We start from the raw sequence: 18150 nt of genomic DNA, 5'->3' as shown, positions 1-18150 counted from the left end.
TAAAAAAAAAGCGGGAAAAACCCAAAGGCTCTTCCCGCTAATCTAAATTAACGCTCTCGTAACATCAAACGCATGTTGGGCAACATGTTTTACCCAATGAATAAATGTATTGTACTAACCCGCCTGTTCGGTCAGAAATTCAACCAGGTGCTTCCCCAGCGATTCGGCGTTATCGGTACCTCAGCGGTATGGTCGGTAGGCTCCAGGCCATTCTCCCCTACGGTTGACGAATAGGCATTCCCATCGCTCACCTCGGGAAAACTGATATTTACGATATCAAAGACATGGATGACTTCGACCGCAAGGTTGCCCCCAAGCTTTTCGTTGACAAACGCCGGAAAATCTTTTTTAGGATATCGGTCAGCTGCGCTACATCCAGTGGCCGTACATTATTGATAGCTATCATAGTTTTTCCCCTTAACTTCCAATGATGGTTTCCCCAGTTAATCACCCCTTTAAGTATGCCCAAAGCAATTTAGTTTCATTTCACTGTCTTAGTGTCCTGTTTAGACTAAAAAACCTCTCAGAACATATTCCCAAAAAAGACTATTGCCTATTTGTGCCCATCCATAGAAGACCCTTATACTACTTCGGTTAGCGCTTACAACCCTTGGTGGAATCTGGCAAAACCAGGGACCCATTCAGATTGTTCGAAAGATATGCCAATGCAAAAAAAATCATCCAACATTATCATCAAGGGCGCAAGGGAACACAACCTGAAAAACATAGATCTTGAAATCCCAAGGGATAAATTAGTGGTCTTTACCGGGGTATCGGGATCGGGAAAATCTTCGCTCGCCTTTGGCACGCTCTACGCCGAGGCCCAGCGCAGGTACCTGGAATCGGTGTCACTTTATGCAAGGCGGCTTTTCAACCAGATGTCCATTCCCGAGGTGGACAGCATTTCGGGCCTCCCCCCTGCAGTGGCCCTGCAGCAGCGGCGCGGCGGTGCATCTGCGCGCTCGAGCGTGGGCAGCGTAACCACCCTTTCCAACCTGCTCCGGATGCTCTATTCCAGGGCAGGCGATTATCCAAAGGGACAGGGCATCATCTATGCCGAAGGCTTTTCACCAAATACACCGGAAGGTGCCTGTGAAAACTGCCATGGCCTTGGAAAAATATACGAGGTGACCGAAAAGAGCATGGTGCCCGACGACTCGAAGACCATCCGAGAACGCGCGATCGCTTCCTGGCCTACCGCCTGGCAGGGCCAGAACCAGCGGGATATCTTGACGACCATGGGCATCGATGTGGACATCCCATGGAAGGAGCTTCCCAAAAAGGAACGCGACTGGATCCTGTATACCGAAGAGTCGCCCTCGGTCCCCGTCTATCCTGGCTACACCAAAGAGGAGGTGCAGCGGGCCATTAAAGCGAAAAAACAGTTCGACTACATGGGCACCTTTATCGGTGCCAAAAGATATGTACTGCAGACCTTTGCCACCAGCCAGAGCCAGCTGATGAAAAAGCGGGCACTCTCTTTCATGACCGGAAGCGAATGTCCGGTGTGCGGGGGCAAACGGCTGAAGAAGCAGGCCCTATCGGTAAAATTTGAGGGAATGGACATCGCCGAGATCAATAGAAAACCGCTCAAAGAACTTCAGCAGCTCTTTGGCCCTTATGCAAGACCAGTTTCCAAAAAAGATAATCCGAATACCGATCACCTGGAAAAGAAACTGGTTACCCAGCGGATCGCGGCGGACCTTGATGCACGGATCGAGGTGATGCTCGAACTTGGGCTGGGCTATCTCACCCTGGAACGGAGCACCCCAACGCTTTCTCCCGGAGAACTGCAGCGGCTCAGGCTGGCTACCCAGGTCCACTCCAATCTCTTCGGCGTCGTCTATGTGCTGGACGAACCATCGGCAGGCCTTCATCCAGCAGACACCAAAGCGCTGCTCAACATTCTGGACCGGTTAAAACAGGACGGCAACTCGATTTTTGTGGTCGAGCACGAGATCGAAGTGATCCGCCATGCCGACTGGATCGTGGACATCGGCCTAGGCGCGGGCGAAAATGGTGGAAAGGTGATCTACAATGGCCCAGCGGCAAAGATCAGGGACTGCCGAGAGTCCGTCACCGCGGGCTATCTCTATCCCGAAACACAATCTGCCAAAGCAAAAGACAAACCCGAAAGAAAGCCGGAACAATGGCTTGAACTGGAAGGCGTTCACAAGAATAACCTGAAGGACCTTAGCGTAGCCATCCCGATCGGGGCAATGACCAGCGTAACGGGCATTTCCGGATCCGGAAAGAGCAGCCTTGTCTCCCAGGTACTGGTCGAACTGGTCAGCGCCGCCCTTGGACAAAAGCTGGAAGTGACAGCGCCCGAAAGCGGAACGGACCTGCTCGAGCAGCAGGCCCCAGCTAATGCCCGTGGCCAGCTCATCGGAGGGCTCAAGGGCATAAAACGCCTGGTATTGGTCGACCAGAAACCGATCGGCCGGACCCTAAGAAGCAACCTTGCCACCTATACCGATCTTTTTGACCCGGTAAGAAAACTTTTCGCCGGCACGCCAGCCGCCAAGAAAAAACGCTACGATGCCGGGCGCTTTTCCTTCAACGTTGCCAAGGGAAGGTGCGCCAATTGCCAGGGCGAGGGCCAGGTCATGGTAGAGCTCCTGTTCCTGCCCAGCGTGTACACGCCCTGTCCGGTCTGCTCTGGAACGCGCTACAATGCCGACACCCTTCAGGTTACCTACAAGGACAAAAATATTGCCGATGTGCTCGGGCTTACGGTGGACGAGGCCTGTGATTTTTTTGACAAGGAGCTCACCATTTCCAGGGCCCTGGAAACAGTAAAAGAAGTTGGGCTCGGCTATCTCCGGCTGGGCCAATCGGCCACCGAACTCTCTGGCGGGGAGGCGCAGCGGATCAAACTGGCCACCGAGCTCCAGCGCACCCAGAACGGGAGCACCTTGTATATCCTTGACGAACCGACTACCGGGCTTCATCCAAGTGATGTGGAGCGGCTCATGGCCCAGCTCAACCGACTTGTAGATGCAGGCAACACGGTGGTCATGGTTGAACACGACATGCACGTGGTGGCAGGAAGCGATTTCATCATCGATATCGGACCAGGCGCCGGATCAGCGGGAGGAAAAGTGGTGGCCAGGGGAACCCCTGCTGAAATCAGCAACAACAAGAACAGTAGGACCGCCCCCTACCTGAAAGCCTACCTTTCCAGTAAAAGATGGGGCACGGATCCCATTATTTAGAAATTGTTATTAGTTACCGGCCATAGCTGCTTAATTATTCGGTAAGTTCGATCCAGACCGGACAGTGGTCGCTGGATTTTTCCCATCCCCGAACATGTTTGTCAACCCCTCCCAACTCCAGCCTTGCAGCAACAACATCGTTCAAGAGAAAATGGTCCAACCTGAGCCCCGCGTCGCGCCCATATGCATTTCGCAGGTAATCATAAAAGGTATAGACCCGCTCATTTGGATAAAGGGTGCGGAGCGCATCGGTCCACCCTTGCTTCAGCAGCTTGTTATAGGCCGAGCGAGATTCCGGAAAAAAGAGCGCATTGGTTACATATTTCTCGGGCCTATAGGCATCAAGTTCTGTAGGAGTTACATTATAATCTCCAATCAAAAGGACCGGTAGACCAAAAGAGAGCAGTTTCTTGGCATGTGCCGAAAACCGGTTGAACCAGGCCAGCTTGTAATCAAACTTTGGTCCCGGCGCCGGATTGCCATTGGGCAGGTACAGACAGCCGATCACCATCCCATGGACAAAACCTTCGATGTACCTGGAGTGCGTATCATCCGGATCCCCGTCAAGGCCGCGCATGGTCTCCCTTATTTCTTCTTTCGCCAGGATAGCAACGCCGTTTCAGCTTTTCTGTCCATGGAAGATCGAATGGTAACCAGCCTTCAGAAGTTCCCCGGCAGGAAAATCCCTGTCCTGGCACTTGAGCTCTTGCAGGCATACCACGTCCGGGGCAGCCTCTTTGAGCCACTTCAGAAGTACATGCAGCCTGCCATTGATCCCGTTGATATTATAGGAAGCGATCTTCATCCTTACCTAAACCAAAAAAGCCGCACAAAGTTCCAGGACGGCAATTTCCACAATGCGCTGTGGATAGCTCGGGTACCAAAACAAAAGACCTATGCATTATCTTAGCGTTCCAAACCAAAAAAATGCTCCCATGCCCACTTTTGAGTGCCTTTACTTCCTGGACAACTTCTACCTTGCCATCGTCGAGGTCAAGCGCAACGGGCTTGCAGAAAGCGCCACAGCTGCTGAAAAGTTCCACTGGATCAGGTACGACAGGGAAACACGAACGATCGTACCGCTCGCCTTCCGCTCGATGGATTCGGCCGGGGAAGTGGAAGAGCGCTACTTTGAGCAAGGCTATTTAAAGTTCAATGCCGCGATCGGCACCTTTATCGAAAAGTACAATTCCGCCCAACATCCCCTGAACAGGATCAGTTGCAGTGAACTGCCCGAAGAGATTTCGTCGGCCATAACCGATTATCTCTCCCGTTCCGAACCTGCATAAAAAAAACTGTCCCAATCGGGAACGGCGCATATTCAGATCGCGTATCAATCAAATAAGCGCTTATTTGTTGCTCTTGCCGTTATCACTGGGGTATTTTTCGATCACTGTCCGGTCGTACGGTCCCATTGCACGCTTCGCCCAAAAGTTCAGGACCGAATTCTTGTCCTGTTACAGCGACCAGCTGCCCAGAGGCAAAAAAAGAAAGCGGCAAACCATGACATTGCCCGGTTTACCGCTGATCTAAATTAACGCTCTCGCAGGCAAAGTAGCACACCAATCCCAATCCAGCGTCATTGCCCTGTCAAACATCCGTGTCAAACTCAATCCAGCCCGAAAAGATCCGCGTTCCCGTTTACCAAAGATTCCCTGAACTTGATCTTTAGCAGCTCAAATTCGCCAAGCATAGAAAACACCCCAGGTTCTGGCAGGAGGCCTTTCTCCTTACAGATCTTAACGTACCTGTGCAAGATCCATATCCGCCTGCCGATCCGGTACATGCATGCAAATCCCGTCCTTCCGGCAGCAATTTCGGCCTGTCTTTCCAGCAGTTCTACAGCCACCCTCGTTACGATCGTTTCTTTCATCTCCCAAAGCTAAGTGGGCAGCGCAGCAGAAAAAATTAGCTTTTCTTAAGAAACCGAACGAAAAAATCTAACAAAACAAAACCATGAACAGCCCAATAATTTTACAATGGCACGCCGCATCTAAACCTGAATCGTTAATTTTGTCCCATCAATAAAACAGACATGATCGAAATCGAAACATTGCCCGTGAAGGATGTAATACCAGGCTTTCACGGAAGGTTTGTCCATACCCAGCATTCTACTTTGGGATTTTGGGAAGTCGACAAAGGTTCGGCCCTTCCCGTACACAGCCACCTGCACGAACAGATCACCGAAGTGCGAGAAGGAGAATTCGAGCTGACCTTTAACGGGGAATCCAGAATTTATACGCCCGGAATGATCGCTGTCATCCCACCTCACGTGGAACACAGCGGCACCGCACTGACCGATTGCAAACTGCTGGACATCTTCCTGCCTGTAAGGGAAGACTATAGGGGACTATAAAAGACAGGAACATGAAAATAGACCTTACCCATAAAAACGCCCTGGTCGGCGCAGTTCACAGGGCATCGGCCTTGCCATAGCCACCGAGCTGGCCAAGTGTGGAGCAAATGTCACTCTGATGGCCAGGGACGAAGTCCGGCTCAGACAGATCATCGGGGAACTCCCGACCACGCATCCCGGTCAGCACCACCACTACTGGGGATTTCAGGGATAGTAGACACCGGATTTCAATCCAAAGTGTGCACCCGACTTTATTCCCTGGATGCAGGGAAATCTGAATCAATCTGTCCCAAAGATAAATGTTCATCCGAAATTCCAGCTTTAAGTTTTTAAATGCGGATATCTGCTCTGCGAGGTTTCCGGAACAGAATTTTGTTCCCTGATTCTCTGCGAGGCCCATCAGGTATCATACAAAGGCGTCCAGGCTCAAAAACAGCCCAACTAAACCAGATCATACAGAACAATCTACACTTTCTTTTTAAGCGGATTTTAAGGCATCTGCAGCGCATTTTGTTATGGAGTTGACAGAAGTCCGGAAGCCTGAAAACGAAGTTTAAAAACGCTAAAAATCAGCCAACTGCACACTTTAAACGGTAATCAGTGCACATTTTGGAGCGAAACGAGTGGCCATTTTGATCAGGAATAATTCGCCAGTAATTCCGCCCGGTTTTGGATGATTATGTATGAAAGTGTACGTTTTTGTCGAGTTAAGTCGCCCCCTATTTCGGCAATGGGGGACAAACCGTGCCTCGGGGGACAACCATGGGACAAATTTACTCAAAATAACGTGATGAATCCAAATTTTTCACAAAGAAAAAAACCACTTAAATTACTGATTTTAAGTGGTTTATTATGTTTTCTTGTGTGAGTTTTATGCGGCGTTTTGCGTGCCTATTTCCCGATACAAAACTTAGTAAATATATTCTCCAATAAATCATCAGTGGTTACTGTCCCGGTAATTTCACCCAGATAGTGCAATGCCTGTTTAATATCCATCGCTAAGAAATCAGAAGTAACGGGATTATCCACATTATCCAGCACACGTTGCAAAGCATTTTCGGTTTGTTTTAATGCCTCTACATGGCGGATATTCGTGACTAAAGTTTCGTTCGTATTGATATGATGGAGATTAACCTGCTCCAATAATGTTGTTTTGAGCTCGTCGATACCCTGCTTTTCTTTTGCAGCAATGAACACCACATTGAGTTTTTCAAAAGCCTTTCGTTGTTCTGTGGAAATTAAGTCAGCTTTGTTTATGATCACCAGATATGGAATTTCCAATTGCTTCAATCCCCTTACCTGTTCTTCTATTTCTTCAACACTCTGGACTGCATCCGCCATATAAATAATCAACCTGGCTTGTTTCATTTTCTCAAGCGTTCTTTCCACACCCAATGCTTCGATAATGTCAGCCGTATCGCGGATTCCTGCGGTATCGATAAAACGGAAAACTATTCCACCTATGGTCAATTCATCCTCAATGGTGTCGCGGGTCGTTCCGGCGATATCTGAAACAATGGCTCTTTCTTCATTCAAGAGCGCATTTAACAGCGTTGATTTCCCAACATTGGGCTTTCCGGCAATCACGATTGGAACACCATTTTTAATAACATTACCCAGTTCAAAAGAAGAAATTAACCGGCGTAAAATAGGATTGATTTTATTGACCAGGTTTTTAAGCTGATCCCGGTTGGCAAATTCAACATCTTCTTCAGCAAAATCAAGTTCAAGTTCAATCATCGAAGCAAAATGAATCAATTGCTCTCTTAAAGCTTTCAGTTCATTGGCGAAACCACCACGCATTTGTTGCATGGCCACATCATGCGAAGCTTTAGAATTTGATGCGATTAAATCAGCAACGGCTTCCGCCTGACTTAAATCAAAAGCACCGTTTAAAAATGCCCGCAATGTAAATTCGCCCGGCTTTGCAGCTCTTGCACCTTTACTGATCAGCAGATTGATGATTTGCTGAATAATATAATTTGAACCGTGACAAGAAATTTCCACCACGTTTTCTTTGGTATATGATTTTGGCGCCACAAATAATCCCGCCACCACCTCATCAACCAGTTGATCTCCATCTTTGATCAAACCAAAGTGCAACGTATGCGATGCCTGTTGCTCCAGATCCTTTCCGGCAAAAACCGAATTGGTTAAGGTAATAGCCTCAGGACCTGATAAGCGAATCACACCGATCGCACCTGAACCTGATGGAGTTGATAAAGCAATAATGGTATCTTGATTGTTCATGTTCTTTTTTCGAACCGCAAAAATAAGGGTTATTTAAATGGTATATCGTGAGGGAAAGGTAATTTTTTTTACCCAAGAACGTCAAGTCTTTTTAAATTATACTAGCGTAACACTTTTTCTTTCCGCACATCTATCATCCTAAGCCTCTCGGCAGACATCATTTCAAAGAAGGTTTTTTTCCACTGTGGCAATCTGCTTTTTTTAGGCAATAAATACATTCCATAATGGCTTGAGTGTAATCGAAGCAATCTACCTTTTATGCGAGAGCCTTAACGCCAAATCGATTTCAACATATTATACCGGCTTGGGTTGTCGTAAAGCTTTGGTCATTGAATAATTCCCTCTCTTAAAAGGAACTTTTACCTGAAAACACTGCTGGTTCAGATTTGCGATCTCCCCTAATTGATTATAATCCACAGAAGAGTCACAATGCGAGGATTACCAATATTAATACTTGATGCTCACCTCAAAATGTTATTCCACAACAACTGTTATCCCTATTAACCTCGCCTTATACGTGATCTTTTCTTTCAGACTAAAATAACTCCAGTTTTGCAGCAGAAACTCATCTTGCTTTGCTATTTCCTCTTTTTCTTGTTGATTGATCAGAATTAAGGTAGCAGCTCTTTTATTCATACACAAATCAATCAGGCGCTTGCTGTAAAGATGCAATTTGTGGTCAATATACCGTTCTTCCAAACCATTGTAACAATCAGCAGCTTTAATTTTACGCCTGTAACCATGACCACCCCGATTAAAGGTTGAACCTTTTAAAGTCCTCAATCTTGCTGCCTGAATAGCTAAACGCCTATGTAAAAATTCTTCTTTATTTCCAATGATGTATTGTTCATCATCAATTTTGAGGGTAATAGGATAATTAACAGATAACGATGCTTCGGCGATAATCATATCATCCAGTGGCAAATTTTGTTTAGCTACTTCAAAAGTAGCCATCATAAAAATTTTGCCTTTATCCATTGAAATATGGCTGGTGCAAAGTTTAGTCTTCCCTTGTAATACTTCTGCTAATAATTTCCTTTTCTCTTTATCTTTGCCAAGATAGGTACGAAATGGGATTTTAAATAGTGTAAAAGTAAATTCACGATCTTCTGGTTTAAGTACTTTAATGCTACGCCCCTTAAATGGCATTGGTTGCTTGCGTTGGTAATTCCGTAATGATCTTTCACCATTCCTGTATGCTTTAAGCTCTTTATTAAATAACGAACATAACTCATGATTTAAACAACATAAAATATCATTAGGGATTTCACCTTTAAATAACTTCGAGAGTAATCTCATAGACGTATTTAATTTCGATGTATTTAATACACCCCCATCTCCTTTTATTTCATCTTTTAGTTTTAAATGAAAATCCTGTGTGAAATAAAAAAAATCTTTAAGTTGTTCCTGTACAAATAAATGACTGGTTACCATATTTAGTGCCCTAAAGGTAATATAACGCCATCTATATAGCTTTTTTCTGTGAATTTCAATCTCCTCTGCCCGATTACAATTAATAAACAACTGTATTTTACGTGTTAATAACATCGTGTTTTTAGTTTCTGCCATAACAGTGATAAATAATGATGAATGGATTGGAGAATATTGGTTTGTATTAAATATCCCAATCATAATTAACACACGATAAAACCAGATTTAAAATAAACTGGTTAATGATGTATAACTTATACTTCCAGTAAATTTTGTCCCTGTAAAAACTACTACTAAACAGGATTTTTGTTGTATGATTTATACCCCACTAATCTACTCCTCAACATCAAATCTTAGTGCGTACAACATATGGTCGCACCCTACGGCTTTACAAACAGCCTCTAAGCTAAACTATCATCTTTACCAACAGGCAATGACATATTTTTATATACACATCCTGCAGGCTCGTGCATAGGCAAGCTTTACCTGTGGCTCCGCGATATCTAATTTTTTGGCAATCTCCTCAAAGCTATATTGTAATTCATAACGCATTTGCATTACATTTTTTTGTAGTTCATCCAAAGACCCATCAAAAGTGAAACTGTTTTTTCGGCCAGCCTCTTGCAGTTTGTAATCTTCAGTTAAAATGCTTTTGAGCTTCTTCAATAGCACCTCTACCTGTTTAGCCACCACATAATCAGATATTCCCCCTAAATAATACGCCATCCGATCATAACTAAAGTTATATCTGATACAAAGCTGAATTAGCTGTTGCTGAGTTTCAGATAGATTTGGAATGAGTTGTTGTAATTGCGCCCATTGATTCTGATATTCAATATCCTCCTGCCAAATCGGCCCTAAAGGGTCGTCCATTTCTTCATCAGGATTAACCTGTAAGAGGAAATCGGGGTTTTCCAATTCATCGAAACGAAACAAATTGGCATTGAATCTATTTTTCGCAGTGTCGTAATAGGCAAAAATCGCTTGTTTTAATTGTCGCTTCAGAAAAATATAAATATCGTCTTCCATCAATTGATCACGAAGAAGCCATACTCTTAAAAAGGCATCCTGTACCATGCCACTGCCCACTACATCATCCTTCACTGCCCGCTGGCATCGCCAGGCAAACAAATTATAATACCGCTTATAGTATTTGTTAAAAATACAAAGCTGAGCGTTTGAGTGCGTTGTTTCCATTTGAAAAATCGTTTTTTTAGATCATAATATTAATTCACTGCCGGGCTGGGTGTAGTCCTGACCATAGTCGAATGATCGCCACCGCATTAACCCGTGCTTTCCTTCACGTCATTAAGAAGGAGTTTTTCTCCGGCTGTGGCAATCTATCTTTTACACGAGGAACCGCATAGGATTCTTTAACCAGATCGGCATATAGACACCTCGGGTCAAATACCCAGACTGTCCTTGCGGGGAAGCCTTTCACCACCGTGGCAATCTACCACTTACGCGATAATTTCACTTTAACCTTTACCTCCGCTGTCAACCTGAGCCTGTTGAAGGAAAAAACCCTGTCCGCTCCCCAATCATGATCAATTAACCTTAATATTTGATGAAAAACAGGAACGGAACAGAATTCGGCCGCTCTCAAACAGGACTTTTAGGCTTTAATGCATACAAATAATCAAAAGGGCAATCAATGGGATGGGTAACATATTCGGGATGTTTTAAGGATGTGTTGAACGCAAAAGCAAGCACCGCCCTGGGATGAGGCAATAGAATCGTTTGTACCTGTTTTACCTTTTGGTTCATATTCAAATATATAACAATAATTTAAATACCCAGTTATATCAGGGCAAAATATGTTTATAATATTTTTTATTTAGGATTGTGGCTGAGATATCTAAAATAGAGCAATACGTAATTGACAAAGTTCGGGAGTTAAGACTTGAAAAGAAATTTAGTCAAACCAAGTTATCTGTGCATATGGGACTGAGTGAAAAGTTTGTAGGAAACGTAGAAAGCCTCAAAACGCCAGATAAATATAACCTTAACCATCTTAATAAGATAGCAGAGATTCTCGGTTGTTCGATGAAATATTTTTTCCCTGAATCACCATTTAAGATTGAAGAAAATTCAAAATAGAAAGGAAAACAAAGTACAAATCCAACAGCTTATAATTTAGTGCTTAGCCAAAGTATTGAACGTAATGATAAAGAAGTTAAAGAAAATCCCAATCATCTCTGATTAGGATTTATTAATAGACTAAAAATAATTTACTGCCCATTTTTTTATCTTCTATATAAATATTGATTTAGTCTATCAGCTGGTGTCATCACCTGCCGAAAACTCGCTGGTCGAGATTTGTTGTCCCCTGAAAGCAAATTGCCGGATTGGCAAGCATTTTTGCATAATTTGATGCCTCAAAAGTTTGATGCCCTGCGGCATAGAGCAGAAGAATAAATTTTTGTCTATCGGCTGGTGTCATCACCTGCCGAAAACTCGCTGGTCGAGATTTGTTGTCCCCTGAAAGCACATTGCCGGATTGACAAGCATTTTTGCATAATTTGATGCCTCAAAAGTTTGATGCCCTGCGGCATAGAGCAGAAGAATAAATTTTGTCTATCGGCTGGTGTCATCACCTGCCGAAAACTCACTGGTCGAGATTTGTTGTCTCCTGAAAGCAAATTGCCGGATTGACAAGCATTTTTGCATAATTTGATGCCTCAAAAGTTTGATGCCCTGCGGCATAGAGCAGAAGAATAAATTTTGTCTATCGGCTGGTGTCATCACCTGCCGAAAACTCGCTGGTCGAGATTTGTTGTCTCCTGAAAACAAATTGTCGGATTGACAAGCATTTTTACATAATTTGATGCCTCAAAAGTTTGATGCCCTGCGGCATAGAGCAGAAGAACAAATTTCAAAAAATGAAGATGCCCCGAAGTTTCGGTCGGTATGACACCAACCTATAGGAATTGATCGGGGCTTTCTCCATCGCTAAAAACCATTACTTAATTCCAACCACCACCAAGCGCATGATAAATATTGACTACAGCATTTAACTGCTGTTTTTTCGTTTCAATCAGTTCAAGTTTCGATTGCAAAGCATCACGCTGGGTCATTAATACTTCGAAATAATCGGCTCTGGCCGATTTAAACAGATCATTGGAAATATCGATTGATTGCGTTAAAGCAGCAACCTGTTTAACTTTAAGATCATAACTTTTCTGCAAATTACTGATATTGGATAACTGATTGGCCACCTCGATATAACCATTCAGAATACTCCGCTCATAATTATAAACGGCTTGTAATTGTTTGGCATTAGCGGTCAGATATTCTGCTTTTATCGCATTGCGATTAATCAGCGGCCCTGCTAAATCACCTGCCAAAGAATAAATTAACGACGCTGGTGTTCTCAACAAATATGCTGGATTAAAAGCCTGATAACCCAGACTGGCAGAAATACCCAATGATGGATAGAACTGTGCCTTTGCTACCTTAACATCTAATTTTGAGGCGGCCAAATCATATTCTGCTTGCTTAATATCCGGCCGGTTAGCCAACAATTGTGCAGGAATTCCAGCCTGTACAGTTGGCGGAACCAAATTGATAAATGCATTTTTATCTCTGGGAATGGCCTGCGGAAAACGTCCCAATAAAAAGTTGATCTTATTCTCTGTCTCGGTAATGTTCTGCTGAATATCAAATTCCAGACTTTTAGAACTCAAAACCTCTGCTTCAAATTTTCTAACCGCCAATTCGGTAGTTCTTGCCGCTTGTTTCTGAATTTTCATCAATTCAAGTGCATTACTTTGCAGTGCAATGTTCTTTTTAACAATATCAAGCTGATTATCCTGTGCCAGTAGCTCATAGTAGGAATTGGCAATTTCTGCAATCAGATTGGTGATGACAAAATTCCTGCCTTCAACGGTAGAAAGATAACGCGTTACCGCAGCCTTTTTCGCATTGCGAAGTTTATGCCAGATATCGGCTTCCCAGTTGGCTTTTAATCCAAAACTATAATCCGGCAACACTTCAGGAACGCCTCTGCCGGGAGTGATTTCCGTTGAAGCATCGCCAGCACCCGCACTTGTATAGCGGCCAACCTTTTCTATTCCAAGCCCAACACCATATCCAATTGCAGGTAAAAGCTCTCCCTTTTTTGCCCTGATTTCGTTTTTGGCAATTTCAATTTCCTGTAGCGTAATGTTCAGTTCCTGATTGTTTTTTAAAGCAGTATCAATCAGATTAACCAAATTCGGATCAGTAAAAAAATTGCGCCACTGTATCAATCCGGCACTTGCGGTATCCACTGAACTGTTAAAGCTTGTGGGCACACTTTTATTTTCTGCCCGTTGAGCAAAATCCGGCACTTTACAGGCACTATAAATGGTACAAGCAAACGCTAAAACAACGATTTTATATTGATGATTCCTAAACATTATCTTCTATCTCTTCAGTTAACGGATGTTCTTCTTCTATTTTGATCAATTTATGTTTTGCCGCGATCGAACCAAAAATGTAATATAAACCAGGGATGATCACTACCCCGAAAATGGTTCCAAAAAGCATCCCTCCTGCCGCAGCCGATCCAATGGTCCGATTACCAATTTTCCCTGGTCCGGTAGCAATCATTAATGGAATTAAACCTGCGATGAATGCGAACGAAGTCATTAAAATCGGACGGAAACGAACACTTGCCCCTTCCATTGCTGATTTAAGCACTGAAACGCCCTGGCTATGGCGCTGAACCGCAAATTCAACAATCAGCACAGCATTTTTTCCAAGTAAACCGATCAACATGACCATCGCCACCTGGGCGTAAATATTATTTTCCAATCCTAATATTTTCAGGAAGAAAAACGCTCCGAAAATCCCTGCCGGTAAGGATAGAATAACAGAAAGCGGAAGAATAAAACTTTCATACTGGGCCGCCAGAACCAGGTAAACAAATCCTAAACAAATCAGGAAGATGTAAACGGCCTCGTTCCCTCTTGATACCTCATCTTTGGAAATACCTGCCCAATCAATGCCGAAACCCCTTGGCAGTGTTTTCTTTGCCACTTCGGCTATGGCTTTTAGTGCCTCGCCAGAGCTGTAACCAGGTGCGGCTTGTCCGCTGATTTCAGATGCATTATACATGTTATGTCTGGTAATTTCTGATAAGCCATATACTTTTTCCATGCGCATGAACGCAGAGAATGGCACCATTTCATCGCGGTCATTTTTAACAGATAGTTTTAATATATCGCCCGGTAAAGCCCTGTATTGTGGCAATGCTTGTACCATAACCTTGTATTGACGGTCATATTTAATAAAGCTTGTTTCATAATTACTTCCAACAAAAGTAGAAAGTGTGTTCATGGCATTATCAATGGTCACACCTTTTTGCTGTGCAATATCATTATCAATACGCAGCATATATTGTGGAAAGCTGGCACTATAAAAAGTAAATACTGAGGATAGTTCTTTACGTTTGTTTAATTCACGAACAAAGTCTTTACTTACCGTTTCCATCATTTTATAATCGCCGCTGCCTGCTTTATCGAGCAAACGTAGCTCAAAACCTCCCGCGGCGCCATAACCAGGCACTGCCGGTGGCTGGAAAAACTCAATGGTTGCGCCTGGAATCGATTTTGATTTTTGTTCCAGTTCATCAATGATGTCCAGAGCAGAGTTTTTACGATCATGCCAGTCTTTAAGGTTAATTAAACAGGTTCCTGAGTTTGCGCCCGTACCTTCTGTTAAAATTTCATAACCGGCAAGAGAAGAAACCGATTGTACACCCTCAATGGTTTCAGAGATTTTTTGAAGTTTTTCCGAAATATCATTGGTACGCTCCAGCGTAGAACCCGGAGGCGTTTGAATGATCGCATAAACCATCCCCTGATCTTCGTTGGGAATAAAACCAGTGGGTACGCTGCCATTTAAAATCCAGATTCCTCCGCAAAATGCCAATAGCACACCAAAAGTGAGCAACCGGCGGCTAACCACTTTACTTAATACAAGCTCATATCTTCCGGATAGTTTTCCAAATCCACGGTTAAAAGCATCGATAAACCGATCTACAGCGGTTTTCTTTTGATGCTTTCCATGCTGGTTTTTCAGCATGATGGCACATAAGGCCGGCGTGAGCGTGAGCGCAACAATACCAGATAAAATAATGGCTGTTGCCATGGTAATGGAAAATTGTCTGTAGAAAATTCCTACCGGTCCTGACATGAACGTTACCGGGATAAACACCGATGCCATTAAAAAGGTAATGGCAATGATCGCTCCGCTAATCTCTTTCATGGCTTGCTGCGTTGCTTTTAAGGCAGATAAACGCCGGTCATGTTCCATTTTAGCATGTACAGCTTCAATAACCACAATGGCATCATCTACCACTACCCCAATGGCCAGCACCAGCGCAAATAAGGTGATCAGGTTCAGGGTAATTCCAAAGAACGACATAAACACAAATGTTCCGATGAGCGAAACAGGCACCGCAATAGCAGGTATAACCGTCGAACGCCAATCGCCAAGAAAAAGAAACACCACCAATCCCACTAAAATAAAAGCTTCAACCAGGGTGTGAATCACTTTTTCGATGGATGCATCCAAAAATTTCGAGACATCATAACTGATTTCATAATCCATCCCTTTTGGAAAAGAAGTGGCTTTGATCTCGGCCATTTTCGCTTTAACATCTTTAATAACCTGACTGGCATTACTGCCATAAGATTGCTTTAATACAATAGCTGCCGAACCTCTGTTATTAAGGTTTGAATATAAATCGTACATCGAACTTCCAAATTCCACATCAGCCACATCTTTTAAGCGAAGCAATTCTCCATTTGAACTTGCACGCAGTACAATGTTCTCATAACCTTCTTTTGTGCTGAAGCGACCAGGATATTTCAGCACATATTCAAACGCCTGCGATCGTTTACCAGAACTTTCTCCGGTTTTGCCGGGCGAAGCTTCTAAACTTTGCTCATCTAGTGATTTCATCACCTCATCAGCAGAAATTTTATAAGCCTGCATCCGGTCAGGTTTAAGCCAGATCCGCATGGCATATTCACGGTTGCCCAAAATATCTGCAAAGCCGACACCGTCAATCCTTTTTAATTCTGAAAGCAGATTAATATCAGCAAAATTGTAAAGGAAATTTTCTTCCATTTTAGGGTCTTTGCTGTACAGGTTGATATACATGAGCATATTGGATTCCTCACGACTGATTTTTACATCCTCACGAACAACCAGTGGTGGAAGTTTATTGGTGACAGCTGCTACACGATTCTGAACATTTAAAGATGCCTGATTGGGATCTGTGCCCAGGTTGAAAACAACCTGAATGCTTGCTTCACCGTCATTACCTGCATCAGAAGCAATATATTTCATTCCGGGAACACCATTAAGCGCCCGCTCAAGTGGAATAACCACCGATTTGATCAGTAATTCGTTATTTGCCCCGGGATATTCTGCGGTGATATTTACCTTAGGAGGCGAAATGGAAGGGAATTGTGTTACTGGTAAATAAGATACAGCCAACGCACCCAGAAACACAATGATAAGCGATACGACTATAGAAAGGACCGGCCTTTGTATGAACTTGCCAAACATAAAAAATTATAGGAGTTAAATTATTCGGTTTTCAATCTTAATTGTTTGATTACTTCCTGCGGTTGCTGGAACTTATAAGTAATCTTATCATCGTCTTTTACTTTTTGTACACCTTCAAGTAAAATTTTATCACCTGCTGATAATCCACTTCCGATCACATATAAATCCGGCAACTCTCCGGCTACGGTAATGGCTCGTGAATGAACTAAATTGCGTTGATCCACCACGAAAACATAAGTTTTATCCTGAATATCGTAAGTTGCTTTTTGTGGAATAACCAACGCATTTTTTAGTGGTACAACCATCTGAATTTTTCCCGTTTCGCCGTTACGAAGCAGGTTATCTGTATTGGCAAATCTGGCCCTGAAAGCAATGTTTCCAGTTTCGCTGTTAAATTCACTTTCAATCACTTCTACTTTACCTTTTGATTTCAACAGCTCATTATTGGCTAACAGAAGACCAACTTCCTGTTGATTTTTTGACTTTGTTGCAGATTGATAATTCAGGTATTCTGGTTCAGAAACATTGAAATAAGCGAAAACCTGACTATTATCAGATAAGCTGGTTAGCAATGCGCCTTCATCAACAAGGCTACCCAGCTTTAGTGGAATCCGATCTATTGTACCATCAAATGGCGCTCTGATTTCTGTATTCGCCAAATGAAATTTGGCTAGTGAGGTTTCTGCATTTGCCTGTTGCAGTTTAGCCTTGGCCATGGCCAGTTCATTTTTTGAAACCACATTTTTATCAGAAAGCAGTTTTGTATTTTCAAGTTCAATTTCAGCAGCTTTGGTTTCTGCCTGCGCTTTCAGCAATTCAGCTTGTGCCATTTTAGGCATGATCTTGAATAAAACCTGACCAGTATGAACTTGCTGGCCTTCATCAACGTAAATATTTTGTAAATAGCCTTTTTCTTGTGCCCTTACTTCGATATTTCTTACCGACCGGATTTGTGCTACATATTCCTTTGTAAAGGATGTATCAATTACCAATGGAGCGGTTACCGCATAAGTAACCGATTCTTCTTTTTCTTCTTTTTTCTGGGCGCAACCTGTTGCATAGAGCAAAGCAAACAGGCTAAAATACATGACACTTCTGTTCATCGTTTTACTGACTGGTTTATCTGATTTATTTTCTGTTAGTAAGTTTTAGTGGAAAATTCATATATTCAGTAATCAATGATTCGCTATATGAAATAAATTATACCACTTATCTTATTTTTAGTGCGAAATAAGTGGAGAATTATGAAGTTATAATGAAGTTGATTTCATTAAGATGATGCAGGTAACCTTAAATCAGAACATATAACTTAAGTTGGTAATTCAAAACATT

At 43.2% G+C, this 18150-nt stretch carries 14 protein-coding genes; 6 read left to right on the top strand and 8 right to left on the bottom strand.

All coding sequences use genetic code 11. The annotated features are described in order from the left end of the window. Positions 1 to 665: 665 nt before the first annotated feature. Positions 666 to 3218 carry an excinuclease ABC subunit UvrA gene (gene uvrA / locus DU508_RS15335; RefSeq protein WP_233509646.1) on the top strand — a complete coding sequence of 851 codons (2553 nt, stop codon included), beginning with the start codon at positions 666 to 668 and terminating at the stop codon, positions 3216 to 3218. A gap of 34 nt (positions 3219 to 3252) precedes the next feature. Here the strand turns inward: uvrA and DU508_RS15330 are convergent, their stop codons facing one another. Continuing rightward, complete coding sequence (locus tag DU508_RS15330; protein WP_233509645.1) at positions 3253 to 3795, bottom strand: exodeoxyribonuclease III; 543 nt, start codon at positions 3793 to 3795, stop codon at positions 3253 to 3255. Between DU508_RS15330 and DU508_RS24415 the strand changes: the two genes are divergently transcribed. Beyond that, positions 3733 to 4128 (top strand): hypothetical protein, encoded by a 396-nt coding sequence (locus DU508_RS24415; protein WP_449415924.1) that lies wholly within the window; start codon positions 3733 to 3735, stop codon positions 4126 to 4128. The genes DU508_RS15330 and DU508_RS24415 overlap by 63 nt on opposite strands. Positions 4129 to 4153: 25 nt before the next feature. After that, positions 4154 to 4507: a hypothetical protein gene (locus DU508_RS23730; protein ID WP_147273638.1), complete on the top strand. Its 354-nt coding sequence runs from the start codon at positions 4154 to 4156 to the stop codon at positions 4505 to 4507. Between the two features lie 320 nt (positions 4508 to 4827). On the opposite strand, the gene DU508_RS15320 is transcribed toward DU508_RS23730, so the two are convergent. Further along, positions 4828 to 5091 (bottom strand): hypothetical protein, encoded by a 264-nt coding sequence (locus DU508_RS15320; protein ID WP_115403682.1) that lies wholly within the window; start codon positions 5089 to 5091, stop codon positions 4828 to 4830. Between the two features lie 162 nt (positions 5092 to 5253). Here DU508_RS15320 and DU508_RS15315 point away from each other — a divergent pair, with 162 nt between their 5' ends. After that, positions 5254 to 5574, top strand: a complete 321-nt coding sequence (locus DU508_RS15315) for a cupin domain-containing protein (RefSeq protein WP_115403681.1) — start codon at positions 5254 to 5256, stop codon at positions 5572 to 5574. Between the two features lie 64 nt (positions 5575 to 5638). Continuing rightward, positions 5639 to 5788 (top strand): hypothetical protein, encoded by a 150-nt coding sequence (locus DU508_RS24330; protein WP_115403680.1) that lies wholly within the window; start codon positions 5639 to 5641, stop codon positions 5786 to 5788. A 677-nt stretch (positions 5789 to 6465) separates the two neighbouring features. On the opposite strand, the gene mnmE is transcribed toward DU508_RS24330, so the two are convergent. From mnmE to DU508_RS15295, 3 genes are all read right to left on the bottom strand, one after another. Further along, on the bottom strand, positions 6466 to 7824 hold the full coding sequence (mnmE, locus tag DU508_RS15305) for a tRNA uridine-5-carboxymethylaminomethyl(34) synthesis GTPase MnmE (protein WP_115403679.1): 1359 nt from the start codon (positions 7822 to 7824) through the stop codon (positions 6466 to 6468). A 474-nt stretch (positions 7825 to 8298) separates the two neighbouring features. Continuing rightward, positions 8299 to 9456, bottom strand: a complete 1158-nt coding sequence (locus tag DU508_RS15300) for a hypothetical protein (RefSeq protein ID WP_199562724.1) — start codon at positions 9454 to 9456, stop codon at positions 8299 to 8301. A 243-nt stretch (positions 9457 to 9699) separates the two neighbouring features. Further along, on the bottom strand, positions 9700 to 10452 hold the full coding sequence (locus DU508_RS15295; RefSeq protein WP_115403678.1) for a sigma factor-like helix-turn-helix DNA-binding protein: 753 nt from the start codon (positions 10450 to 10452) through the stop codon (positions 9700 to 9702). A gap of 648 nt (positions 10453 to 11100) precedes the next feature. On the opposite strand from DU508_RS15295, the gene DU508_RS15290 reads away from it, so the two are divergent. After that, complete coding sequence (locus DU508_RS15290; RefSeq protein ID WP_233509643.1) at positions 11101 to 11355, top strand: helix-turn-helix domain-containing protein; 255 nt, start codon at positions 11101 to 11103, stop codon at positions 11353 to 11355. Between the two features lie 866 nt (positions 11356 to 12221). Here DU508_RS15290 and DU508_RS15285 read toward each other — a convergent pair. From DU508_RS15285 to DU508_RS15275, 3 genes are read right to left on the bottom strand one after another with little or no spacing between them, the layout of a single operon-like run. Beyond that, positions 12222 to 13655, bottom strand: coding sequence for a TolC family protein (locus DU508_RS15285; protein ID WP_115403676.1), 1434 nt, complete (start codon positions 13653 to 13655; stop codon positions 12222 to 12224). Then, the gene (locus DU508_RS15280) at positions 13648 to 16818 is read right to left on the bottom strand and encodes an efflux RND transporter permease subunit (RefSeq protein ID WP_115403675.1); all 3171 of its coding nucleotides are present in this window, start codon (positions 16816 to 16818) and stop codon (positions 13648 to 13650) included. The genes DU508_RS15285 and DU508_RS15280 overlap by 8 nt, the downstream gene beginning before the upstream one ends. Positions 16819 to 16838: 20 nt before the next feature. After that, the gene (locus DU508_RS15275; RefSeq protein ID WP_115403674.1) at positions 16839 to 17921 is read right to left on the bottom strand and encodes an efflux RND transporter periplasmic adaptor subunit; all 1083 of its coding nucleotides are present in this window, start codon (positions 17919 to 17921) and stop codon (positions 16839 to 16841) included. Between the last annotated feature and the right edge of the window lie 229 nt (positions 17922 to 18150).

This window comes from Pedobacter chinensis (assembly GCF_003339865.1).
In the GTDB taxonomy this organism is placed as follows: domain Bacteria; phylum Bacteroidota; class Bacteroidia; order Sphingobacteriales; family Sphingobacteriaceae; genus Pedobacter; species Pedobacter chinensis.
The sequence above is the reverse complement of the archived record's forward strand: the minus strand, read 5'-3'. Positions and strand labels throughout refer to the sequence as shown.